Source organism: Segatella hominis (assembly GCF_019249725.2).
In the GTDB taxonomy this organism is placed as follows: Bacteria; Bacteroidota; Bacteroidia; order Bacteroidales; family Bacteroidaceae; genus Prevotella.
In genome coordinates this window covers 3,072,418-3,096,679 of sequence record NZ_CP137559.1, presented here as the reverse complement: position 1 = coordinate 3,096,679, position 24,262 = coordinate 3,072,418, and the positions used below count along the sequence as shown (strand labels likewise).

The 24,262-nt window shown below is 44.1% G+C and carries 26 protein-coding genes; 13 read left to right on the top strand and 13 right to left on the bottom strand.

Going from position 1 to position 24,262, the window contains the following annotated elements:
• The first annotated feature begins 498 nt into the window (after positions 1-498).
• Genes KUA50_RS12535 through KUA50_RS12520 form a run of 4 tightly spaced genes read left to right on the top strand, consistent with a single transcriptional unit; the run spans position 499 to position 3,499 of the window.
• Entirely contained in the window at positions 499-1,515 is a 1,017-nt protein-coding gene (locus KUA50_RS12535; RefSeq protein WP_256620923.1) for a type IV toxin-antitoxin system AbiEi family antitoxin, read from the top strand.
• A complete protein-coding gene (locus tag KUA50_RS12530) occupies positions 1,493-2,344 on the top strand; it encodes a nucleotidyl transferase AbiEii/AbiGii toxin family protein (protein ID WP_153136897.1) in 852 nt (283 codons plus the stop codon). The genes KUA50_RS12535 and KUA50_RS12530 overlap by 23 nt, the downstream gene beginning before the upstream one ends.
• Positions 2,344-2,982, top strand: coding sequence for a PP2C family protein-serine/threonine phosphatase (locus tag KUA50_RS12525; RefSeq protein ID WP_194257123.1), 639 nt, complete (start codon positions 2,344-2,346; stop codon positions 2,980-2,982). The genes KUA50_RS12530 and KUA50_RS12525 overlap by 1 nt, the downstream gene beginning before the upstream one ends.
• 13 nt (positions 2,983-2,995) lie before the next feature.
• On the top strand, positions 2,996-3,499 hold the full coding sequence (locus tag KUA50_RS12520) for a hypothetical protein (protein WP_153136902.1): 504 nt from the start codon (positions 2,996-2,998) through the stop codon (positions 3,497-3,499).
• A gap of 94 nt (positions 3,500-3,593) precedes the next feature.
• Here the strand turns inward: KUA50_RS12520 and KUA50_RS12515 are convergent, their stop codons facing one another.
• From KUA50_RS12515 to KUA50_RS12485, 7 genes are all read right to left on the bottom strand, one after another.
• Positions 3,594-4,997 (bottom strand): OmpA family protein, encoded by a 1,404-nt coding sequence (locus tag KUA50_RS12515; protein ID WP_153136904.1) that lies wholly within the window; start codon positions 4,995-4,997, stop codon positions 3,594-3,596.
• 29 nt (positions 4,998-5,026) lie between these two features.
• The gene (gene mobV / locus KUA50_RS12510) at positions 5,027-6,493 is read right to left on the bottom strand and encodes a MobV family relaxase (RefSeq protein ID WP_022121723.1); all 1,467 of its coding nucleotides are present in this window, start codon (positions 6,491-6,493) and stop codon (positions 5,027-5,029) included.
• A gap of 245 nt (positions 6,494-6,738) precedes the next feature.
• Positions 6,739-7,599 carry a hypothetical protein gene (locus KUA50_RS12505; RefSeq protein WP_022121722.1) on the bottom strand — a complete coding sequence of 287 codons (861 nt, stop codon included), beginning with the start codon at positions 7,597-7,599 and terminating at the stop codon, positions 6,739-6,741.
• Positions 7,600-7,695: 96 nt separating this feature from the next.
• Positions 7,696-8,190, bottom strand: coding sequence for a hypothetical protein (locus KUA50_RS12500; RefSeq protein ID WP_022121721.1), 495 nt, complete (start codon positions 8,188-8,190; stop codon positions 7,696-7,698).
• Positions 8,191-8,214: 24 nt separating this feature from the next.
• Entirely contained in the window at positions 8,215-8,574 is a 360-nt protein-coding gene (locus KUA50_RS12495) for a hypothetical protein (RefSeq protein ID WP_022121720.1), read from the bottom strand.
• A gap of 15 nt (positions 8,575-8,589) precedes the next feature.
• A complete protein-coding gene (locus tag KUA50_RS12490) occupies positions 8,590-9,036 on the bottom strand; it encodes a hypothetical protein (RefSeq protein ID WP_022121719.1) in 447 nt (148 codons plus the stop codon).
• 11 nt (positions 9,037-9,047) lie between these two features.
• On the bottom strand, positions 9,048-10,172 hold the full coding sequence (locus tag KUA50_RS12485; RefSeq protein WP_318346037.1) for a hypothetical protein: 1,125 nt from the start codon (positions 10,170-10,172) through the stop codon (positions 9,048-9,050).
• A gap of 244 nt (positions 10,173-10,416) precedes the next feature.
• On the opposite strand from KUA50_RS12485, the gene KUA50_RS12480 reads away from it, so the two are divergent.
• Positions 10,417-11,052: a recombinase family protein gene (locus KUA50_RS12480; RefSeq protein WP_022121717.1), complete on the top strand. Its 636-nt coding sequence runs from the start codon at positions 10,417-10,419 to the stop codon at positions 11,050-11,052.
• 11 nt (positions 11,053-11,063) lie between these two features.
• Positions 11,064-11,642 carry a DUF6642 family protein gene (locus tag KUA50_RS12475; protein ID WP_022121716.1) on the top strand — a complete coding sequence of 193 codons (579 nt, stop codon included), beginning with the start codon at positions 11,064-11,066 and terminating at the stop codon, positions 11,640-11,642.
• Positions 11,643-11,850: 208 nt separating this feature from the next.
• Here KUA50_RS12475 and KUA50_RS12470 read toward each other — a convergent pair whose 3' ends face one another.
• The 3 genes from KUA50_RS12470 to KUA50_RS12460 form a co-directional block, all read right to left on the bottom strand.
• On the bottom strand, positions 11,851-12,351 hold the full coding sequence (locus KUA50_RS12470) for an SLOG family protein (protein WP_022121714.1): 501 nt from the start codon (positions 12,349-12,351) through the stop codon (positions 11,851-11,853).
• A 1-nt stretch (position 12,352) separates the two neighbouring features.
• A complete protein-coding gene (locus KUA50_RS12465) occupies positions 12,353-12,931 on the bottom strand; it encodes a hypothetical protein (protein WP_022121713.1) in 579 nt (192 codons plus the stop codon).
• A 1,001-nt stretch (positions 12,932-13,932) separates the two neighbouring features.
• Positions 13,933-14,316, bottom strand: a complete 384-nt coding sequence (locus tag KUA50_RS12460) for a single-stranded DNA-binding protein (protein ID WP_022121712.1) — start codon at positions 14,314-14,316, stop codon at positions 13,933-13,935.
• A gap of 18 nt (positions 14,317-14,334) precedes the next feature.
• Here KUA50_RS12460 and KUA50_RS12455 point away from each other — a divergent pair, with 18 nt between their 5' ends.
• Both KUA50_RS12455 and KUA50_RS12450 read left to right on the top strand, forming a co-directional pair.
• On the top strand, positions 14,335-14,532 hold the full coding sequence (locus KUA50_RS12455) for a hypothetical protein (protein WP_141565419.1): 198 nt from the start codon (positions 14,335-14,337) through the stop codon (positions 14,530-14,532).
• A gap of 66 nt (positions 14,533-14,598) precedes the next feature.
• Positions 14,599-14,778 (top strand): hypothetical protein, encoded by a 180-nt coding sequence (locus KUA50_RS12450; RefSeq protein WP_022121710.1) that lies wholly within the window; start codon positions 14,599-14,601, stop codon positions 14,776-14,778.
• A 288-nt stretch (positions 14,779-15,066) separates the two neighbouring features.
• Here KUA50_RS12450 and KUA50_RS12445 read toward each other — a convergent pair whose 3' ends face one another.
• Genes KUA50_RS12445 through KUA50_RS12435 form a run of 3 tightly spaced genes read right to left on the bottom strand, consistent with a single transcriptional unit; the run spans position 15,067 to position 16,083 of the window.
• Positions 15,067-15,243: a hypothetical protein gene (locus KUA50_RS12445; RefSeq protein ID WP_010537206.1), complete on the bottom strand. Its 177-nt coding sequence runs from the start codon at positions 15,241-15,243 to the stop codon at positions 15,067-15,069.
• Between the two features lie 4 nt (positions 15,244-15,247).
• Entirely contained in the window at positions 15,248-15,502 is a 255-nt protein-coding gene (locus tag KUA50_RS12440; RefSeq protein ID WP_010537207.1) for a DUF6926 domain-containing protein, read from the bottom strand.
• Positions 15,502-16,083 carry a hypothetical protein gene (locus tag KUA50_RS12435; protein WP_022121709.1) on the bottom strand — a complete coding sequence of 194 codons (582 nt, stop codon included), beginning with the start codon at positions 16,081-16,083 and terminating at the stop codon, positions 15,502-15,504. Before KUA50_RS12435 ends, KUA50_RS12440 begins: the two co-directional genes overlap by 1 nt.
• Before the next feature lie 1,215 nt (positions 16,084-17,298).
• Between KUA50_RS12435 and KUA50_RS12430 the strand changes: the two genes are divergently transcribed.
• The 5 genes from KUA50_RS12430 (at position 17,299) to KUA50_RS12410 (ending at position 24,256) form a co-directional block, all read left to right on the top strand.
• A complete protein-coding gene (locus KUA50_RS12430; protein ID WP_218455802.1) occupies positions 17,299-18,528 on the top strand; it encodes a nucleoside recognition domain-containing protein in 1,230 nt (409 codons plus the stop codon).
• A gap of 101 nt (positions 18,529-18,629) precedes the next feature.
• Positions 18,630-20,093 (top strand): oligosaccharide flippase family protein, encoded by a 1,464-nt coding sequence (locus tag KUA50_RS12425; RefSeq protein WP_218455801.1) that lies wholly within the window; start codon positions 18,630-18,632, stop codon positions 20,091-20,093.
• 49 nt (positions 20,094-20,142) lie between these two features.
• Positions 20,143-20,685, top strand: a complete 543-nt coding sequence (locus KUA50_RS12420; RefSeq protein ID WP_256624075.1) for a hypothetical protein — start codon at positions 20,143-20,145, stop codon at positions 20,683-20,685.
• 38 nt (positions 20,686-20,723) lie between these two features.
• On the top strand, positions 20,724-21,860 hold the full coding sequence (locus KUA50_RS12415) for a Fic family protein (RefSeq protein ID WP_218455800.1): 1,137 nt from the start codon (positions 20,724-20,726) through the stop codon (positions 21,858-21,860).
• A 254-nt stretch (positions 21,861-22,114) separates the two neighbouring features.
• A complete protein-coding gene (locus KUA50_RS12410) occupies positions 22,115-24,256 on the top strand; it encodes a S46 family peptidase (protein WP_218455799.1) in 2,142 nt (713 codons plus the stop codon).
• Positions 24,257-24,262 lie beyond the last annotated feature (6 nt).

Here is a 24,262-nt window from a genome sequence, read left to right as displayed (position 1 = left end):
TCAAAGGAATTGATTTTACGTGCAATCAAGAGTTCAGGCATGGAGACAGACAAGACAAGGAATTGGATGATTATTTCATTGGAATACCCCAATCTTTGATTGGCGGAAGGCTGCTAAGGAAATAACCAGCCAATAGCAAGGCGATACTTGACGGTCTGGTGGGCTGAACTAAATTTGCTAAGGAAAAACAAGGGAGGATGAAGGGGGTTGGGAGATGTGTAGTGACTAAAACTGGTAAGATTACCGCTTTTTGATAATAGAGAGATCTGTTAGAACCGGCATATACAGTTCGAGCATTCCCGTTTTTTGTCATTTGTGTCACTTTTCGGGAATTGTATTTCTGAAAATATCCCTGTTCAATCTTCGCACTATGTTAAATAGTATTGAACAAGATGAAATATTGAACAAAAAGTTCGTTCGTTTAAGTTTTGTTCATTATCTTTGCAACGTTCAATCAAATTGAACACAACTGATATATTGAACAAATAACATAAAATGATGGCAAACAATATCATAATAAACCAAGCATTGGATGCTCTTAGAGCAAGCCTTCCTATGGGGGATGTTGTGTCAACAACAGCCGTCAAAGTAAATTGTACCAATGAAAATGATGTCACTGTTAAGATAATGAATATAGATTTTGTGTGTCATGTAAGGGAAAACATAACCAAGGCCACATTAAATCCGACATTAGCGACTATGCAAACGATGAACAATGACAAGCAGCAAATCTTGCTTGTTACGCAATACGTCACGCCGCAGGTATCAACAGAATTGGCAAACAGAGGTATCAACTATCTGGACTGTGCAGGAAACTGCCTTGTCAGATATACAAAGGCAGGAAACTTGATTTTCCAAATATTTAATCAAGGAAGGAAAAATACAGAATCCAAGGTGAAAACCTATCCCGTGTTTCAAGATGCAGGATTGAAGGTCGTGTTTTATCTGTTGCAAGATGCAGACAATATAAAGAAGCCTTATCGAGAGATAAAAGAGCAAATTGGTGTATCTTTGGGAAGCGTAAAAAACGTTTTGGATGAACTTGCAAGACGTGGTTTTGTTTGTGACACTAAAAACGGGCGCATAATAAAAGACAAAAAACAACTGCTTGACTTATGGGTTAGCAATTACAATGAAGTATTGAAACCCAAATTGCTGGTAGGCGCAATGGCATTTCGAACAGAAGCGAATAAAAATGAGTGGAAAAACATAGCATTGCCAAAGGGCATGTCATGGGGAGGAGAACCTGCCGCAAACTTGACGGATGGCTACTTACAACCAGGAATTTTCGACATATACACGGAAATACCTGCAGCACATCTTATACGAACAGGTGTCGTCAAGCAAGATGCAAATGGGGAAATTCATCTGTACAACAAATTTTGGAATTGGGAAACAGACAACAGAACTGTTCCTGCTATATTAATCTATGCAGACTTGATGGGTAGTGGCAATAGTCGCTGCTTGGAGGCTGCGCAACGCATATTAAAGAATGAGCTTAAAGATTTCGAGTGAAAAGATAAACAATCCATTTCTTGTGGATTTGTTGGAGAAACTTACAGATAGCTTCCGTAGAATGGATCACGACTTCTTTATCATAGGAGCCACCGCTAGAGATATAGTCATGCAGCAGATGCTGAACACGTCATCACGTAGAAAGACAAGAGACTTGGATTTGGCTATAGCTGTTCCAAACTGGCAGGAATTTGACAAAATCAAAAATAGTTTGATTACGGATGGTTTCGAGAAGGACAAGGCAAAACACCAACGCTTCTATTATGGTGACTATGAGATAGATGTTGTTCCATACGGATATGTCGCCAAGGAAGATGACAACATCTATTGGCCACCCGAAGAAACAATTGCCATGTCCGTAAAAGGGTTTGACGAAGTGCTTTCTGATGCTATAACGGTTAGTATTGATGACAGATTCACTGTAAAGATAGCTTCTTTGCATGGATTATTCTTGCTGAAGTTCAATGCTTGGATGGACAGACATCTAACCACAAACAAGGATGCAGAGGATATGTCGTTCATATTGGACAACTACCTTATGGCAAACTTGGATCGAGAAGCGTATATGGAAGTGTATGATTGGGAAGATTTTGACGAATATGTAGCTGGTGGCTATTGGCTGGCAAACGATTTGGCAAAGTTATTGAACCGAGACCAACTTGTATATTATGCAGACAAAATTGACGAGGAATTGCAGTTGGAGGAGAGAAGCTATTTGATAAGCCAAACTCTCAATTCTCAATCGGGTTTGAATTATGACCAAGTAAGGAGAACATGGCAAGTCATTTCAGAAGTGTTTCGCTCTGCTACAGAAGAAAGGGATTTATAATGATAGATATAAATTATTGTAGTCAAAAAGGCTTATGTGATACAAACCAGGATTTTATCTTGTGCAAACAATTACAAGATGGGAGTTGCATCGCTATCCTTGCCGATGGTATGGGTGGCTTACAATATGGTGAGATCGCAGCTGCCACTGTTGCACAAAGTATTTATAAAATATTGGCAGAACATAATTCTGTGGATATAAGAGAGCTGTTAGTAAAGGCTTTTGAACAAGCAGACATTGCTGTTGCAGATAAATGCAAGGCTCTTTGTTGCAAAATGGGAGCAGCAGTTATCGTCTTATACATAAAAGATGATACTGCCTATTACGCATGGCAAGGAAATGTCCGTCTATATTACAAAAAAGAAAAAGGTATACATCAACTTACTGAAGACCACCAGAAGGAAGGTGATAATTGTACCTTTCTGACTCGTTGTGTGAATGGAAGAGGTTTCCGCAACCCTATATCCATTCAAGAAACGAAAATATCAGACATGGACTTGTTGTTTTTATGTACAGATGGATTTTATCAATCCAAGGATTGCATAGATTCTGTTATAGTAGAAAACAAATTGCCAAGTCGTATAGAATACTTGGAAGATGATGCATCCTGCATTCTCATACAGTTGCATAACCCTTGATAAGATAAGAGATATGGCAAAGAAGAAGCATAAAGGACATTACTGTAAGATTTGTGGTGAATACAAGTCGAACGAGTCATTTTCGGGGAAAGGTCATGTCCAACACATCTGTAAGGAGTGCATGGGTGAGATGAAGAAAAGCAACAAGAAGATTTTGGACTTGCCTTTCGGGGACAATGAGTTTGAGATTGTTGATGCCGATGAATATATCGATAATATTTTATATGGCAACAACGAAGAACGAGAAAACAAGACTTTCAAGAAACTCAGCCGTGAACAGAAAATGGTGTTGAAAGCGATAGTGCAAGATGAAGTTACGTTCTATTGGCAAGCCCATCGACAGATACCAGTAAATGACAAGTTAAAACAACTCAGAAGTTCTGTCAATACTGTAGTATATGAACAGTTGGACTTTGCCATAAAGGATGACACGATGTTCAAAGCTTATATACAAGAGCAAGTCATCACTGTCATAAACAAGATATTGCGACAGGAGAAAGAACAAAACAACCAATAGCAGAAAGAGCCCATTCATCACGAACGGACTCTTTCTTTTGATAATCATTGTTTTGCAGATTACCGCTTATCGTATGAATGATAGTAAAACACATTTACTGTGCAAATAGTCTGACAGCCGTATGACGGTTGACTGCAATTGGTGAATACTTATCAATACCGCCCTTACTTTTTGATATTATCATGGACTTGTCAATGCCTCTTGCCACAAGCTGTTGCGTGATATAATCCGCTCTTGACTTGCTGAGAGGATTGTTGATGCCATCGTTTCCTGTGGCACTGTCGGCAGCACCAACAACGGAAATTTTGAGATGATAAGCCTTTGCTACACGAGCAAGCTCATCCAAGTTTGCCATCTGTGAAACGTCAACCAACTGCGTGGTTCCAATCTTGAAAAAGAAGAACACTGGCGAACCGATGCACTTGGTTCCACCTGCCATTTCTGCAACGTATTTGTTCCAAGAAACAGAATCAGAAACGGAGAAACTATACTCCAGAGAGCGGCTTGTTTTTGGTTTTCCCATGCCATTCCAATCCTTGTGAGCCAATCTTGCACGGAGCGAGTTCAAACCGCTGTAGTCATTTTTCGGGTATATGCAATACTCCGTACTATCCGCATAATATGTCAGGCGGTCGGCATAGGCTTTCAGCAATCCTTCGATCTCCAAGATTTTTCTCATCTCAGCGATGACATTTGCATCCTCCGCATAAGCTTTGCTTAACTTTTGGTTGCGAGCCAACAATTCATTGGTGTAATCTGCCAGCCATTTGTTCTGGTTGATATAAGGAGCGGCATCTACAACCTTCTTCCAACCGACCTTTCCGATGTTGAAAGTCAGTCCGGCAGACAAGGTGAACAAATTGTCACCAAACTTATTGGATGCGCCCACGCCGTCATAGTCACGGAATGTGGTTGCACCACCCAATTCCATGTTGACTGCCAAACGCTTTGTTAAACGATATTGTCCAAGCACTCCATAGTTGATGACAAACGGACTCTTGCCGTTATCCTCGTTATGGATAATACCGCAACCAGCATACGGAATGAATCCCCATCTTTGTGTGGTGGCATGGTCTTTGACAAAACTATTGGTCACATTCCAAAGAAAATCCGCATGAACCATCTTGTAATCACGGACATTCTTGCTGGCATCCTTGAACTGAAAACCTTGGAAACTCAACCGCCCCCCAATCTCTGGCGTGAACCACTTTCCTGCCTTTATTGCCAGGGAAGGTTTCATCCTGTCGAACAAGTTTCCTTTACCATGCGGTTTTCCTACAAAAGCGGAAGTGCCACCCGATACACCAACGAACCAGTTGGAAGACCATGCAGAAGGAACTGCCACTTCTTTGAGGTATGTAGGCTCAATCTGTCGGAGCATATCCTCATTTATGCCAGACGGCACCAAATCATCCGTGCCATCATCCATAGTCTCTGCATTGACTTGCATTTGTCCGCATAGGCACAATGCCATCATAAATATTGCTTTTCTAATCATAAATTTCAATTTGTCGATTATTTTTTCTATTAACGCTTTCTACCCTTGCTGCCTTTCGGTCGCATCATCCTGTTTGCCATCGCAAGGCAGCGGTGCGCCCAACGCCTGTCATCCTCGTCATCGTTGCGCCCCCATTTCATGTCGTTGCTGCCACCGCCTCCGCCACCTTGTCCTTCGGCAAAAGTCGTGGCTTGGTCGATGTAGCCAAGATATAATAATGTGGCACAATGCAGAACTTCTGCGGTGTGCTCGGCTATGGTTTCCAATGGCGAACCGTCAAATGCTACTTTGATTTCAGGTGGCAACGATGCCATCTTGGAACGGTAGTCAGTGACCATGCTTTCCAACATAGCTGTCTTGATAAGTGTGCCAGCACCAGTCTGAGCTTCACGAGAGAACTGCATGGCATCCTGTCGAAGCGTCTCTGTCCGCTCCTTGACAAACTCCATGTCCTTGTTCAACTCATCCAACTGCCGGTCAGCTACAGCGAGCTTGTCTTTCTTGTCAGCCAGTTTCTCATCAACGGAAGCCAACTCATTTTGTAATTTTTCCAACTTCTGCGACAGGATGGAACTATCTCCTTCCTTGTTGGCAATCTGCATCTTCAACTTGTCAATCTCCAACATCTTCTGATGTTTCTCTTCTTCCAGATGTTCCACCATAGAAGAGAGACCTTTCACACGACGTTCTGCCAGTGCTATTTCCACCCGAAGGTCGCTTACAGCTTTGTTAAGGTTTTCCAGCTCCTCTTCCTTTGAAGAACATTCCTCAGACAGGTGTTTACGGTATTCCTCCGTAGGTCTGTGTCGTTGCCGAGTCTCCGTTTGGCTCGTTCCACGCACCAGTCCCCAAGGCTCATTGACCATCGCCAACTCGTCATGAAGTTTCGATGTACGTTGACTATATTCCCGATTGTTGGCACCTGCGAAGATTTCTTTGAAGGCAAACTTGCCGTCCTTGATTGGCAAAAGAACGCAATGGATGTGTGGTGAAGTCTCGTCCAAGTGTACATAGAAGGCAACGATATTCTCCTCACCATACTTTCCTGCGACAAAATTATAAATGTCCGTCGCCCATTGCTCAATCTCAGGCATACGCTTGACGGCATAATTTTCCTTGTTGTCACCAGGCTTAAATACAACCTTTTGTTCACCGAAGGCAAGTTCTCGCATCTTCCACTGTGAACCGCTAAAAATGAAATCCGCTACAGTTCTGAAGCGTGGCTCTGCCAACCCCTCATTCTTGTCTTTGATGCCACGAGCTGCCAAGTTCTCAGCCATCAACTGTGGAATAGACTTACTCTTGTCGATAGGTGCTATCTTTCCTCCCTTGGAAATCTGGAAGTTCAGATGCTGTCTACCGAGGTCATAGTTGCCTTTTGCAATAGCCACCTGCCATGCCCTGTCGCTCCAGTTGCGTTGGTATTCACGGCTGAGAGCGGCGGCGCATCCCTTACGTCCCCTGACGTTCAAAACCTGCTTTGCTATTCTTTCCATATCTCTGATATGCTTATATGTGTCAGTAAAAACAGTGTCCCAGCTTGCTGCCTTGGCGGACACTCTCCCGAAGACTGATAGGTCGTAGGGGTAATGAGTTACCACACTCCCTAAATTCGTGAACAGCGGGCAAGCCCGATGCGCTAAAAAAGGCAAGCCACGATGAGTGCGATATGCCAGTACCGAACCGTGAGGTCTTAAAAGGAGAATGTCCGTAAGGCAGCTATAATGGAACAGAATGAACTCTACTTATGGTTGTCCGCCTTGGCGGTTACAACTGGCTTAGCAGCTGTCTCAACTGTTGAGGTAGGACAGCAAACCTTATAAGCGGAACACAGGGATTGGAAAAGGCTCATGTCTTCAGCTGTGTTCAATTTGACGGAAGCAGCCTTTCCATGACTGGCGATGTCGGGCAGTTCCTTTATCAGAAGGAACAACTGGAGCCAGTCTCGATTGAGGACATGAGCAAAGAAGTTAAAGATTGCTTTACACAACTGGTGTTTGCTGCGTTCTTTCTCACCTATGAGTGAGATGCTATCCACGAGTCTGCCAATCATACAAGTGGCAATATCATCAGATGAAAGTTGGTTGTCAGATGATGTAGAAGCAGAGTTGTTTTCTTGCGATAATGCTACCGCACCCTTTATAATCTGCCTACATACAACGGCTGTCTCTTCTGTGGTGGAAGTGCCATTGAACCAACTGTCCATTGTGAAACGGATGATTGGTTCCAATATGTTATTTCGCATTGTTGGAACGTTACCGTCCTTCATGCCAATCATCGTGATGATGGTGTATTTCGTTTCAAACTCCTTGCAGTGTATCAGCCCATGTTCCGTTAATTTTTCGAGGAACTGACGCACGGTGGCACGATGCCAATGCCAGTCCTCCGCAAGTTGAGTTTTGGTTGTGATAAACTGAAAATCTTTCAATTCGTCTGCCACTTCCTTGCTTACGGCTTTCGGCATGTAGTGCTCACAAGCCTTGTCCAGCAGATAGCAGAACGCTTCGTGTTTGGAATACCGCTCGTTATGTCGGTCCTGGAGAGATGCCAGGAAGCCGACAGAGAGACTTACCTTTATATTTTCCTTTGGTATATGTTTCATTGAAAATGTCTTGTTGATATTGTGAAATAATGATTCTCATTTTAGACTGAGTGTTGTAGAATGTGCCAGTACCAAGTGGCATTTTCCAAGAATGGACTAAAAGTAGAAGTTTACGATGTCCTCATGACATTGCGCCAAGTGTCTGCCACTGTCAGGACACTGTGCCTTGAAGATGACCTTTGAGGACGGATAGTAGATGGATGCCACCAAGAGCAAGCCTACCATCACCCCCAATGTGTACAAATGGGGAGTGAACATGAACACCAATGAGGCTGTAAAAGCGATGGCACGTGATTTTCTGTTGTCATGCAACCTATGCAGCAGATTGTCTGCATAAGAGAACTTGAACAGCAACAATGCCAACAGTGCCGTTACATGAGCACCAATCTCGTTGGGCTGTACTTGATATGCCACGAAACTGAACATCAATATTGCCATCAGCAACAGCAATGTGTACAGTTTTCGAAAATTATGCGAAAACACCATGCGGAGATAAAATCCCTGCATCATCCGATTGTTCTTCCTGTAGCACATCGTTGATGCCAAGAGAAGAAACATAGGGAAGAAAAGAAAGATAATCTTGAATATCATAGATCAAATTGTAATGTAAAACGGTCAATAACCTTCGAATAGCTCCAACTCAATAATTCCATAGGTGACTTCCATGAAAAGTCGCTCGACATCCGCCATTGTCAAAGCATTTGAAGCAAGGCGTTTCTTGAAACCAGCATCCTTTCTCATAAGAATCTTGGCACTTCGGTCAATGTCAAGCAGGGGAATATGCCACTCTTGCCCACGGACATAATCATTGTTGGAATGACAGGCCCGAAGGGTAATACACCGACAGCAGACGGTCAGCACCATGCCATGCCGTGAAACTGCGGTGTCTTTCCAATGGAACGAACTGCCAACGTCTATCCATGTGTGGCATTTGTGGATGATGTCCACGATGTTCTGAAGCTGCATGTCGCTCATAAATGGAACGTAATGTCACATGAAACACATCAGCATGTCCGCCTTGTCACGCTTGTACTTGAAGAAGCCTGTCCTCGCTTGCAGTTCCATTTCGTGGCACAAGTCACCGTACATGAACTCCAAGGACTCATAGATTGTCACCATGACGGAGTGGACATTTCCATTGGCATCCGTACTGGCATTCATCTTGTACATCCGCCCGAAATTAGGGTTGGAGAAGGCACAGCAGAACTGTCCGAACTCTGTATGTATGGAAGTCACCTTGTGGTAAAGGATGACCAGTTCCATCTGGTCTTCGAACAGGTTCATCACCTCTTCGAGAGGACAAGGCTTTTCCAATTTGAAGTCAAGCAGGACATAGCCGTCTTCATAGACTGGCTGTTCCATGCGCTCCTGGTTGATAAGCTCTGGCAACTGCAATGGTGCAAGTGCCAGGAAGTCGTTGAGAAATTTATGCAGCATAACTATTGTGTTTATAATGAAGAAATGTATAGCTTGATGAACATATCTGGTAACCCGTCTGTCAAATTCTTGTCCATCTGCAAGGAACGGCTAAGACAGGCGATTGTGCCTAAGGCATCTATTGACAGTTGCACCAAATCCTTTCGCTGATTCTCTGAAAGCATCGCCATTCCGAAGTCATCAATGGACAGGAATGGTTGCAGTATCATCCAAAAATAGGCAGTCCGTTGTTCAGCGGAAGTAACCTTTCCACTCTTAATATCAGCAACGCAAGTCTGCGCATTGGCGATGATTCTTCGATTGGTACGAACCGCCATATATGCCACGGCATCCCTTGCCGGTAAGTTTCCTTTCCTTGAAGATTGAGCAATCATCTTGCACACATCTTCTGTTCCACTTGTTATATGCGAAACCGACACGTCGCTCATCTCGTATAGATGAGATAGAAATGTCCTGAACAGCCTATCCTCCGTTTTCAGAAAGGCGAGGAACTGTGATTGGTTGGCAATGCCTTCCTTCTTCACCTTCTCCAAGAAGAAATGATAGGTGGTCAAGATCCTTGTCTTGTCACCTTTATTATATAATGGTATGGTGTCCATACTCTCAAAAAACTTTGAAGCCACCAAGGAAAGGCTGTCCGTTTCCTTCTTACTTTTATAAGGGGAGGCGTTCATCTTCAACAGGAGCACATCCTTAAATGTCCTTCGCTTGGCGGTAGCTATGCGCATAAACTCGTCACGGATGGAGTCATGGACATTGGAAAATTCTTCCATCGGAAACGAATGTGCCTTTTTGATGGTGTCTCGCATCAGACAAACAGAAACCGAGTCTTCTAAAGTACGCCATTTGGATATTTTGTCGGCAAGGTGTTCCATAGACAAATCCTTGTCTGATTTCATCCTTGAAAGGAACTCCTTTTGCGCATCCAATGCCTCCCTTGCATCATGGAAAGATGATTCACTGGCATTTTTTGAACAGGATGCCAGCAAAAGAATGGCAAGTATGATGGCAGACAACATGGACATATGCTTTCTACCTTCAAAGTATGATATGCGAAAACTTGAAGTGCAAGATTGTTTGCACTTCACCCTCAATCGGCTTTTTGCCGCAGATATGATAATATTTATACTTTCCATTTCGGACTTTGTTTGAAATTTGCAGTGCGAATTTACGACTATTTATCGGGTATTCATTCAAACTAAATCAAACTTTATGTTTTATTTTCATTCATACTTTATAGCATGATATGAAATGATAATATATCCAAGAAAGTGCAGTACATCAATCTTTAATTAACTATAATAATTATCAGAGTATGATTATACTTTGATGGAATATAAGTATCTTTGTCGGCAAATTACAAATCAGTGTATAATAGCTATGGCAAAAGTAGGTTACATATTTAACTCGGAGCAGTATGACACATTCACCTTTGACCGGGCTTGGATGGAGAAGTATGGCTGCTGCCGTATCATAGAAGATAGTGCAAGCCAAGAGAAGACACGCCCGGAATGGAAGCAGCTCATGGATTGTCTGGAACGAGGTGACGAACTGGTCATCTCGAAGTTCAGTAATGCGCTGCGTGGTGTTCGGGAATTAGCGATGTTCCTGGAGTTTTGCAGGGTGAAGGTGATAAGGATAATATCCATTCAGGATAAGATTGACTCAAAGGGGGAGTTGTTTCCAAGTACATCAATCGCCGATGTGCTTTTCATGTTCGGTTCGTTGTCCGAAGAGATAGTTGCCTTGCGCAAGGCTGCTACCCATGTGGAATATATAAAGTCGGGTATCAAACCTGCCAAGAGTTCAACTCCAAAGAAAGGCATTGACCGTGAGAGGAATATCGTCAATATGTATAACAACAACTACACTATCGATGACATCTGGAAGGTCAGCGGCTTCAGGAGCCGCAGCTCGGTGTTCCGCATACTCAACAAGTATGGGGTGAAGCTGAACCGTGGAAAATTCAGCGGACCGCTCGGCAAGAGGAAGCCAAAGAATGAAAGTGAAATATAAAAGGTGATTTTATGAAGAATATACTTTGTTTTGAGGGAGAATGGAAATTCAATACCCACAAAAAGCCTGAACGCTTTGATTTGAATAGCGAGCCTATTCTTAGAATGTTGAAAGAATATCATAAATGCGATGCTATTTATAGGCACATTTTGACAAAAGAGGATTTGAAACTCTACATAGAGTATTTCAACAGGAACAAACGTGAATGGAATAAAATAGACATTGTTTATATAGCTTGTCATGGTTGGTTTCATTCTATAAGTTTAGAGGGAGAGAATGGAAATGTTGATTTACAAGAATTGGCAGATATAGCCGGGGATTTCTTCCGTGATAAAATAGTTCACTTTAGTTGCTGTAAAACACTCGCTAACACCTCTGAAGTTGAGCACTTCAAGTCTATTACAGGCGCAAAATTGGTATGCGGATATAAGAAGAGCATAGATGCAATGAAATCAGCCATAGCTGACACGGCTTTACTGAATGAATTGATAACAAGCAACAAGCCAGGCAATATCAAAAATATTACCATTAGTAAGTTCCGCAAAACATACAAAACCTTATTGAACGAATTAGATTTTTGTGCAATATAGATAAATGATGAGCCATACTGCAACTGATGCTTGCAGTATGGCTTGCCCATAATACTTGGCAGATAAGGCAATTCCTTATCTGTCTCTTCTGAAATCATTCCGTTTGTCTCCGTGAAAAAGGCTTTTAAGCGTTCCGCCTAAAGCCTTGAACACGAAGAACACCACGAACAAAGATACGATGTCGTCCATACGCTATAGTTTTCGTTTGTTATACTTGTGACTTGTACAGATTGATGATGTCCATCCCCATCGACTTGGCTTTTCGGCAAGTGTAGAACGTGCCACCCTTGGGCTTGCCGTCGAAGAAAGCAATCAGTCCGCACGAATGAGAAAGCATATAATCATTTCGTCTGAGCAAGCATCCATTGAAATAGTACTTACTCAAAAGGATAGCATCGTCCGCTTTGTCAAGAATATCCCAATAGCGGTCTTGCTCCCTTGCGCTCCACCTCTCGTTCTGACCGTCATAGGGAATGACGGCAATAAGTTTCAGATTGGGAAGTTCCACTTTCAATGAAATCACCTCCTCGGCTGCCAACATATCGAAACCGAGTGCCATGCCACAATAGAAATTGGTGATGCCCATAGCATAGAGCAGCCTTATCTTGCCCCTCAGTTTCTTCCTTATCTCGTCCTTGCGGTCTTCCGCTATCGTGCGATGTCCCGAAAAAGCCACGGAATTGGCTTTGATGTACTTTGTCTTATCCATATCACTTTGCATATTTATAGTGTGTGCGTCCCAAGAAAAGACCGCCTAATACGTTTCCGCCAAACATTTCCAACTGATTGGCAAAAATGGCATAGCTTGCGCCGGTCGTTACCACATCATCAAAAACATAGATGTCCTTGCCTTTGAAGTAGGCTTCATCAAACTCAATCACTTGTGTCTTAGTGATGCTCTTTTCCTTGTCATGGCGGTGCTCGTGTACTGCCAAGCGGTCGCCTGAAACGGATATGTGCGAATAGCCGTTGATGATGCCGCAAAGCTCGCTCACACGATTACAGAAAGCCATGTATCGACTCTCGTTCTTGGCTTGGGTGCTGGCTGGCACACATACAAACACGATGTCCTTTATCTTCTCACCACAAACTTTGATAAGATGTGCTGCGGTCATTTGCGCCACCTTCTCAAAAGCGTTGTCCCTTGCATCCTTGAACGCCCAAATCAGTTGGCGTGCAGCCACTGCGTCCTCGCCCACATTGCGAACCCTCACAGGAAAATACTTCAAGAAGAAATCCATCCTCTTGCTCAGCTGTCTCTTGGTGTTGTCGTCTATCATTCTTGCCATAGTCGGAAAATTATTTGCGTTAAACTCGATTATTTATTTTCCCTATTTTCGGAAGCCTTTCGGCTTGCCCAAGGGATATTTTTCCGCCACGCAAAGGAGTTGGAAGGCAAAAAGACAAATCGGAAGCGAAAAATACGCTCTATATGCAAGGCACATAGAGGAAGATTTTTTGAAAAGCATCCATGAGGCCCAATTTGGCATTTGCCATGCAACTGGTACCTTTGCGGAAAATATCCGAAGCGGCAAAGACGATGGACGAAATGAAATGGCTATAAGTGCTACTACATAAGATTACAACTAGAAAAGGGTGGGTGTGGAACTGCGCCATTGGTGCAATTCCGCAAGGGAGGGACGAAGTGCTATAAAGAGAGAATGGCTTGCCGATTATAACAGAAGGACGGAACAAAGATGCGGCAGGAGTAATTGGGAAACTCTCTTGGCATCCATGCCGAGTGTGTTTCCGCTCCTGCCTTCATGCCATGTGGCTTATTGCAGTAGCGACAGTTGGTCGCCACAGTCAAGGAGCCTTTTGGCATAAAATCTTTGTGACGGCTATAAAAGGGTAAACCATGGATTATAAAAGGAAGACAAGAAGCGAATATAAAAGATATGGGTGGGAGTGAAACTGCGCAATAGCCAGACAAGCAACTTAACGAAAGGGATGGCATTGGTAGACAGCATGTAAGTGACGGTTGCGTTACGGATGCCGTTCGCCAATGCCATTCTGTTCGTGCTTGTCCTTCGGCAAATGGTCATTCTTCATCTTTCGGGATCTTACTCCCGATAAATAAAGAATGTCGCTTTGACGAACTGTTGGTGCGGTTTCGCAGATGGGTGGGGAAAAGTAATAAAAAGGGAAGACGGCTTGACGCTTATAATAGCAGTACGCATGCGGTTATAAGAGTAAACTTGCTAATAGTGGCTATAAAAGTAAACATGGTTGTATGAGCAAAACAAAAGCGACCGAAGCCGCTTTGTTTATTGGAGAGAATGAAGAAATCCTATTTCTTGCCTTTCTTGGTAGGCTTTTCAGGCTCTGCCGCTGGAGCTTCCTCCTTGTCTGGTGTAGGATAGAACTTGTTTGCGATGAAGACGATGCGGTTGTGCTTGGTGCCTTGCTGATCAACCCACTCGTCTGGCTTGAAGTAGCCCTCGACGGTGAGCATGGTTCCCTTCTGCAGCTTGTCGAAAGAATCAACATGCTCGTTCTTGCGCCATGCCTCCATGTTCATGAAAGCTGATACTCTGTTGGTTTCCTCACCATTCTTCTCCTGACGGCTGACTGCCAATGAGAAACGTGCTACAGAAGCGTTGGTGAACTGACGGATTTCTGCGTTGTTGCCTACGAATCCTGTTACAACGAAAGTGTTCTCGATCTTTTTCATATTGAATTACTTTTTGAAGTGAAACTTAATTTTTACATGCAATCCAAGAGCAGGGATGTGGCACATGAGGGCAGCACCATGAAAATCGACTATAATACTCGTTTTCTGTTGGCGGTGAGGAGAAAAAGGAAGATTATCGGCTATTTTATTGGTCACAGCGAAGCGACCGCACAAGACGGATTCCATCTGTCGAAGCATCACGCTACCTTTGCATAGGAAAAATAGTGGCTTCAAAAAATCGGTAATTCAAAAAAGGACGCAAGAATACCGTAACAGCATCGTATGGCTCAATCATTTGCAGTAACCATCACCAATGCAAAACACGTTTCCATGTCGTGTGCCGTCATAAACAATGGTAAACCAACAGGCAATACACTTTTCTGCATGGAGGGTGGTCGCATGAGCATATTGACAAAGACAAGCAGAAGGAGAACCAGCTTCGAAGGCTACTCCTATTTGTAGAGGAAGGTAAGCATGAGCAACCAACTACAATCGCAATGCTGCAAACAAGATCCATCCTCAGACAAAAGGCTTCATTGCACGAAAAGCTCCAAGAAAGGCGTAGTCGCAGATTTTATCTCATACAAAGAGGCAGGTCGCCATTTGGCGAATACAACCATCAAAGCATAGCCATATAAAAGTTTATCGGCAAACGATGAAGGGAGTTTGCCGTTACATACAAAAGGGCTTTTACTGGCGGAAAGAAAAAAGATGCCTGGCGAGTATAACCTTCACCAAGCATCCTTTTCGTCAGTCATAGACAAGAACGTCATCACGTCTTTCTACAATTTCCTTGCCATTGCGCAATTTCACTACGATGTCCTCACCATAGTCTGCAACCACGAAACCTTCTGTGCGTCCTCTGTAGGGTATCAGCAGTGTGCAACTGCAACCGATAATGTCGGTCAATTCTTCGTATTCAAACATAGCTCTATAAAGTTTGTGGGTTCTCCGAATGATAAATCACCTTGCAATCCTCAACCTCGGCAGGTAGTCCAAAGGCAGGATAGTGTGAGAATGATGCGTTTCCATCTTGGCTGAGTGGAGAAACAATCTCCACTTGCCATTTCTGCATGAAGCCATCAACCATCTTGATGTCTTCATCACTCAATCCCGTAGGGTCGCCATTGATGATGTAGCATAATGCCCATGTGGGGATTTTCTCTATCGTCTCAAATCTTTCCATCAGTCAAACGTGAACTTGTTTATATAATAATAGGTGTCCTCGTTCTCATACTCATAGCCGTTGATGAAGTCCATCATTTCATCTTCGGTTCTGTCACCTTGCGAGATACCCATCTTCTCACACCACTTGGCAATAGCATCTTGGCAAGTGTTAAAGATATCCTCACAAGCATCCTCGAAAGGCTCACCCGAAGAACTCACACAGCATTCCTCTGGGAAGAAGCCTTGCTCGTCATGGACATAGAAAATGTCGCATCCACATTCTATCTCACGATAACTGACGGAAAGTTCTCCACCAAGAACTTTGTTCAATTCATCAAAGAACTCCTCACAGGCAGACCATGCACTTTCGGTGTCAAAGGACAACAAGCAGATGTCCTCGTCTGCCTCAAACTCTGCCCAATAGATATATCCTCTTACCGATATGCCCATCTTCTCATAGTCGATGCCATAGTGTTCCGCCAACTTGTAGAGATGTACGTTCTTGGTGTTCACCTCCATTGTTTGGAGCGTGTTCCAAAGGTCGGCTACCGCCTTGCGTTCGCCCATCACCTTGTACTGAGTGTCACAAATGTTTGCCATAAGTCTTCATTTTTTTATTCCCTAATTTTGCATCTGCAATTTCGGGATTGATTTAAATTTTGTTGCCTCAAAAGGTGTCTGTGCTTTTCCTGCAAGGTTCTCTGCTAAAATACAACCTGCAAGGTGGAGATTTTAGCAAGAGACCATAGGCACTGACCTTGCAAGGAATATGGGTACAGACATTACCTTTGCAACCAAATTTATCAAAGCCCAGAAATGGTGATGAAGATTCAGGTAACGGAGTAACAATTAGAAAAGTTGAGATATGAGGATAAAAAGAGACAAGAACGACTTGAAACAAGCGATTACAAGTGGAAAGTAACAGAAATCATACAAGAGTTCTTACTGGCGGAAAGAAAGAGAGCGACAACCCAATACTGCACATGGCACGATTGGGCTATCGCTCCGCAATTCGTTCAGTTCATCCAATCCATTAGTATATATATCCTAAGATGAATGAATTTATATTTGTGTATTGGCTTTGGTTGGTAGCCATAGACAAGTAACACATCTTTTTTCTTTCCGCCAGTAAAAATGGTTCTTGAAGTAAAAGTAACAGGGAAAATGGTTGTTGGGTAGCAAAATTTGTTGCACAAGATTTGTTTTTCATTTTGTTGGTTCTTTCTTGTCACCCAATAAAATGATGCTTACGTTTGAGTTTTCCTGTACCTGCTGATAATCAAGTAGGTAACAAATAAGAAATATCGTCTTTCAATGTACAACGCTGATACAACGCCAATACAACGTCGAAGCCCACGCCGATATGTATACACTTATCCCTATACGGATATAAGACCTACCGCCTTGACGCAATAAGCCATACCAGTAAAGGGATGTGAATTAACACATCCCGAGAGCACCTACCGTTGCTATGTTCATTGACAGTGCATGAAGTTTGCGAAGTTTCAGAAAGTCAAGAACAAAGCGCTAAGTATGCGCCTTTTCCATTATGTCGCGATCCTTTTCAGAATCGCTGACAAATATACAAATAATGCTTGAAAGGACAAAGAAAAAATGGCAAAAATCCCTCAATGAGGGATAAAATTCATCAAATTCCTCCCTCTATGAGGGATTTTCTATATAAAACGAACCCTAAACAAGTTTTTTGTTGTAATTTTGCAGCCGTGCTTGAAAAAACGACAAACAGGCTCTCTAACTTTCTACCAGCTGGTAGAAAGTTAGAAACTATAGTAAATTGAAGAAATATACAAATAAATGGTTTTAAATTACATTTGGATAGCATTTTTCGTGATTGCGTTCATCTTCGCACTCATCGGATTGGCAATGGGAGATACGACTATCTTCCAGAAGATTGTAGATTCCACCTTCGACTCATCCAAGAATGCCTTCGAGATTTCTCTCGGACTGACGGGCGTGCTCGCCCTCTGGCTTGGCATCATGAAGATAGGAGAGAAGGCGGGAGTAGTGAATGTGTTGGCGAGAGCGCTCAGTCCGATCTTCACCCGTCTCTTCCCTGATATTCCGAAGAACCATCCGGTAATGGGAAGCATCTTCATGAATATCGCTTCGAATATGCTGGGACTCGATAATGCAGCAACGCCTACAGGATTGAAGGCGATGCAGCAGATGCAGGAACTCAACACGAAGAAGGATACGGCAACGAACCCGATGATTATGTTCCTGGTTCTGAACACCTCAGGACTCACCATCATCCCTACCACCATCCTTGCCTTCCGTGCCTCCTATGGTGCAGCCCAGCCTACGGATGTCTTCATCCCTATCCTGATGGCTACGCTCGTGGCTACGCTTGCCGGAATCATCATCACTTCGCTCTGGCAGCGCATCAACATCCTGCAGCCGGTATTGCTCGCTACTCTGTTGGGAATGTGCGCCTTCGTAGGCATCATCATCTGGGGATTCGGACAGATGGATAAGGATACGATGAACACGGTTACCACCTTGGCTTCTAACATGATTCTCTTAGGCATCATCCTCTGCTTTATCCTGGCAGGATTCTGGAAGAAAGTGAATGTTTATGATGCCTTTATCGAAGGAGCGAAGGAAGGTTTTACTACGGCGGTGAAGATTATTCCTTATCTCGTAGCTATCCTTGTGGGCATCGGTGTATTCCGTGCTTCGGGAGCGATGGATATGGTGATTCAAGGCATTTCCTGGTCGGTAGAACAATGCGGATTGAATGCCGATTTCGTAGGCGCCCTGCCTACCGCCATCATGAAACCACTGTCGGGAAGTGGCGCACGAGGCATGATGCTGGAGGCGATGAAGAACTATGGTCCTGATTCGTTTGTGGGCAGATTGAGCTGCATCTTCCAGGGTTCCACCGACACCACCTTCTATATATTGGCTGTATATTTCGGAAGCGTAAGCATCAGGAATACCCGTCACGCCGTGGCTTGCGGCTTGCTTGCCGATTTGGCAGGAGTCATCGCAGCAATCGCTATAGCATATTTATTCTTCGGATAAGAGTCTCCCACAGATTTCACAGATTTACACAGATAATCTTTGAATGACGGCGCAAGCCCAATTTAACATTCAACACTTAACATTCAACATTAAGAAAGATAATGGCAAGTTTAAAATCACTCGCAAAGGATACCGCCATCTATGGTTTGAGCAGTATCATCGGCAGATTCCTGAACTATCTGCTTGTACCACTCTATACGGCTAAGATCAGCGCCGCCAGTGGTGGTTATGGTGTCATCACCAACATGTACGCCTATACGGCGTTACTCCTCGTTATCCTGACCTACGGAATGGAGACCACCTTCTTCCGTTTTGTCAACAAGGAAGGAGAAAACTCAGAAAAGGTTTATCACACGGTATTGAGCATGGTGGGCTTCACTTCCCTACTCTTCATCGCCCTGGTATTCCTCTTCATCACGCCTTTGAGCGATGCGATGGGCTACGCCGACCATCCGGCTTATGTATGGACCATGTTCGTAACCGTGGCTATTGATGCCTTCCAGTGCATCCCGTTCGCTTACCTCAGATACAAGAAGCGCCCACTGAAGTTTGCTGCCTTCAAGTTGCTCTTCATCGGTCTGAACATTGCGCTCAACCTGGTTTACTACGTCATCATGGATGGTCACGATGTGGGTTATGCTTTCTACATCAACCTGGTTTGTACCGCCTCCATCACCTTCTGTTTCTACAAGGAACTGAAGGAAGGATTCATGGGCGAGAAATGCTCCTGGAGCGAATGTAAGGTGCTCGTCAGGAAGATGCTGGGCTACAGCTGGCCTATCCTTGTGCTCGGTATTGCCGGTATTCTGAACCAGACAGCCGACAAGATTCTCTTCCCTTACATCTATGAGAAGGGCGATGCTCATGCACAACTCGGAATCTATGGAGCAGCCAGTAAGATTGCGATGATCATGGCAATGATTACCCAGGCTTTCCGCTATGCTTACGAGCCTTTCGTATTCGGCAAGGCAAAGGATAAGGACAATCGACAGACTTACGCTTCGGCGATGAAGTATTTCGTCATCTTCACCCTCTTGGCTTTCCTGGTGGTAGTAGGCTACCTGGATGTTTTGCGCCACATCATCGGTCGCGACTACTGGGATGGACTGAAGGTAGTGCCTATCGTAATGGCTGCCGAAATCATGATGGGAGTATATTTCAACCTCAGTTTCTGGTACAAGCTCATCGACAAGACCATCTGGGGTGCTTACTTCTCGGGCATCGGTTGTGCGGTATTGATTGCCATCAACGTTATCTTCGTACCAGTTTATGGTTACATCGCCTGTGCCTGGGCCGGTTTCGCAGGATATGGAACAGCCATGCTTCTCTCCTATTTTGTAGGTCAGAAGAAGTATCCTATCAACTATCCGGTGAAGGAAATGATGATCTATGTAGTTCTCGCCCTCATCCTCTTCGCAGGAATGACCGAGGCTAACAGATACTTCTCCAGTGGAATTGCCTGCCTCATCAATACGGTACTCATCCTCATCTTCGCCGCTTATCTCGTGAAAAAGGATTTCCCATTGAAGAGTCTGCCAGTAATTGGAAAGTACTTTAGGAAATAGAGCATCTTATGATTTTATGAGAACAGAATAAGAAGTTATAAGAGCTGAAATGATGAGAAATCAACTCCTAAACAGATTAAGTATAAACGATATTTATTCTCTTTGCCTTCAGACGCAAGGCAAAGAGAATAATTGTTTAAAGGAAGAGCTTTATCAGCTCACCTTTGATGAAAACGACCGCGTATCGTTCAATGCGCTTTGGGCTTTAAGCCATTTTGATGAAGCCAACAACCTATGGCTCTTTCAGAAGCATGACGAACTGATAGATAGGGTTCTCGTAGAGAAGAATGAGACCAAGCGCCGCCTGATGCTCCATCTTCTGCTTCGCCAACCATTCGAAGAAGAAACGCTTCGTTCCGATTTCATCGATTTCTGCATCGCCAAGATTACTGCCTGTTCCCAACCCTACGCCATCCGCTGTTACTGCATGAAGCTCGCCTATGAGCAAATGAAGTATTATCCCGAGTTGCTTACAGAGCTCAAGGTTGCTCTGGATATGCTGGAACAGGAGGCGCTTTCACCAGGATTGTTATCGGCAAAAAGGCAAATTATGAAGAAAATCATGCGAAGCCTTGGGAAATTCGGGAAATAGTCGTAACTTTGCAAAGTTAAATATCAAGCATTACATCTATGAATAAAGATAATTTCAAGGACTTCGCATCCTTCGACGAGTATCTCCGACAAGGAGAACCTTCGCAGAAGGAAAGTGCCGAGAACTGGAAGACGGCTATCGGATTGCAGGCTGTGGATGGGCTGCAACCATCGGCGTATCTCATAGATGTGGCTAAACGAAACATCGAAGGAGAAATCACTCTGGATGAAACCAGAAAACTGATTGACTCTTACTATCAGAGCAAGACGGTTCGCACACCTAAGGACGAAGACGAGGAAGAGGCAGATAAGGTTTCAGCCAACATCGCAAAGATTCTCGCCAGCAAGACCTTTGCCTTCAATACCAACGGATATGTTTCCCTGCACCGAAGAATTTTCGAGGGGGTATTCAAGCACGCAGGAGAAATCCGCCAATACGATATTTCCAAGAAGGAATGGGTACTCGAAGGAGATTCCGTAAACTACCTGAATTGGGAAGACCTGATAAGAGCTTTGGATTGGGATATTGAGCAGGAGAAGAACTTCCAATACAAAGGACTTTCGGATGATGAAAAGATTGAGCATATTGCCAAATTCGTATCTGGTATCTGGCAAATCCACGCTTTCAGAGAGGGCAACACCCGAACCACGGCGATTTTCACCATCCAGTATCTTCGCTCTTTAGGCTATAAGGTGAATAATGAGATGTTTGCCAAGCACTCTTGGTATTTCCGCAATGCCCTGGTTCGTGCCAATTATCGCAATATCAATAAAGATATAGAGTACTCTCCTATCTACCTTGTTCGTTTCTTCAGAAACTTGCTGCTAGGCGAAAGTTGGGTTCTCAAAAACAGATACTTGCATATAGATCCTACAGAAGAATGGAAGGTACAGCCAAGACTTGCTACCCCACAAGCACCCCACACACCTCATCAAAAGGTGGACAGAAAAGGTGGACAGGAAACAGAAAAGGTGAGCAGAAAAGGTGGACAGAAAACCAAAGAGTCTATCCTTTCCCTTATCGCATCCGACCCATTTGTCACCACCAATGAGATGAGTAAACGATTGGAAATCAACCGAAGTGCCATCTCTAAACATATAAAGAAACTGAAAGAAGATCACATAATAGAACGAATAGGACCAGACAAGGGAGGGAAATGGATCATCAAAAAATAAGAAACACCTTTTTTATGGCGCAAAAATAGCACTAATTTTTCACTTATACAAGAAAAACTCGCTGCTTTTGCAATCTTTTTCATGTATAAGTGAAAAATATTGCGTTTTTATCGAATATTTCTAGTATAAGTGAAAGAAATAATTCTAAAAAGGAAACTTTGATGGAATTTTTCGCTTTTTTCTGTTCTACTTGATGTTATCTCGCAGAAAAATCGTAACTTTGCAATTCACATAATAACAACACAAAGAATAAAATGAAGAAAAAAGCAACGGTCCTTATCGCCTCTATCATGGCGTTCTGCGGAATCAATACCGCTCACGCTGACGAGGGTATGTGGACAATTTACAACTTGCCAAACGCAGTGTACGAGATGATGCAGCGCGAAGGCTTCAGTATGACTTACGACCAGCTCTACAATGGCGAGAACGCCTTGAAGAATGCCGTAGTCAATTTCTCTGGCTATTGCTCTGGCGTAGTCGTTTCTCCAGACGGATTGGTCTTCACCAACCACCATTGCGGTTTCGAAGCTATCCGAAGCCACTCTACTGTGGAGCACGACTACATGCTCAATGGTTTCTTTGCAAAATCTTACGCAGAGGAATTGCCAAACGAGAATATGTTCGTCAGCTTCATGGTTGACCAGAAAGACGTAACCGACAAGATGATGAGTCTCGGATATGAGCAGCTCGACAACAAGAAACGAAGCGAGCTTGTGGATTCTCTGGAGAATGCCATGAGCAAGGAGGTGAAGAAGAACGATTCTACCCTTCACGTCAGCATCAAGCCTTTCTATGAGGGCAACAAGTGGTACGCTACTACTTACCGCGACTTCACCGACCTGCGTCTCGTATTCACCGTACCAAAGTCTATGGGTAAGTTCGGTGGTGACACAGATAACTGGATGTGGCCTCGCCAGACCTGCGACTTCTCTGTATTCCGCATCTATGCCGACCCTAAGACCAATGGTCCTGCAGCCTACAGCAAGGACAACGTGCCATACCACCCAAAACGCTGGGCACAAGTTTCGCTACAAGGCTACAAGGACGGCGACTATGCGATGACCATGGGTTATCCTGGTAGTACCGAACGATACCTCTCCAGCTATGGCATCCAGATGATGCGTGACGCAGAAAATGCTCCTCGTGCCCAGGTACGCGGCATCAAGCAGGAAGTAATGCAGAAGCACATGCGTGCCAACGAGGCTGTGCGCATCAAGTACGACAGCAAGTACGCCCAGAGCTCCAACTACTGGAAGAACTCCATCGGTATGAACAAGTGCATCGACTCCATCGGCATCGTTAACATGAAGCGTGAGTACGAGACTCGTCTCCGTGCTTGGCAAGATACAGCCAAAGCAGCAAACGACCTCGCCCACAAGGTAGATTTCGACAAACTCCAGAAACTCTACAAGGAAAGCACCGACGTAACTTACGCTTGGACCAACTTTGCCGAGACTTTCACTCGCCGCAGTAACGTGGAATTGAACACCCGTGCTTTCAAGCTTCAGAATGGTATGGAAGTGAAGGGTTCCGAGAAGAATAAGAAAAAACAATATCATGAGTTTGAGGACAACTCAGATGAATGGGATATGGCACTTGATAAAGAAGTGCTCGCTACCCTTCTGAAGAACTACAAGGAGCACGTTGATGCAAAATGGCTGCCTAAATTCTACAACATCATCGACACTCAGTTTGGAGGTGATTATACGAAATATGTAGATTATCTCTGGGAGAAGTCACTCCTCATGAAGAAGGGTGCCAAGCTCTACTTCAACAAGAAGGGATATGAGAAAGACCCAGGTGTAAATTACAGTATGGATCTGAATGACATTTACGCCGACTTCGTGGAGCAAATCGGTGCCGTTGCCGACAGCATCGCCGAGCAGGAAAAATATCTCTGCGCTGCCAAGCTCCGTATGGAGGAAGACATGCCTCACTATAGCGACGCCAACTTCACCATGCGATTGAGCTACGGACAGGTGGGCGGTTTCGATCTCGGCGGCAAGCCATCAGGCTACTATACTACAGCTGAGAGCATCGTAGAGAAGATGAAGCAGGGCGATAAGGTCATCGATTATTTCGCAGAGCCTATCATGCACGAACTCCTCTCTGAGAAAGACTTCGGCAAGTATCAGGACAAGACTACAGGCAAGATGCAGCTCTGCTTCCTCACCAACAACGATATTACCGGTGGTAACTCTGGTAGTCCTATGTTCAACGGCAAGGGTGAGTTGATAGGTCTTGCATTCGACGGCAACTGGGATAGCCTCAGCTCAGACATCAACTTCGACAAGCGCCTGGCTCGCTGCATCGGCGTAGATATTCGCTATGTGCTCTACCTAATGGATAAGTGGGGACACGCAGACCGTCTCTTGAAGGAGATCAATGCGAAGTAAATCCTA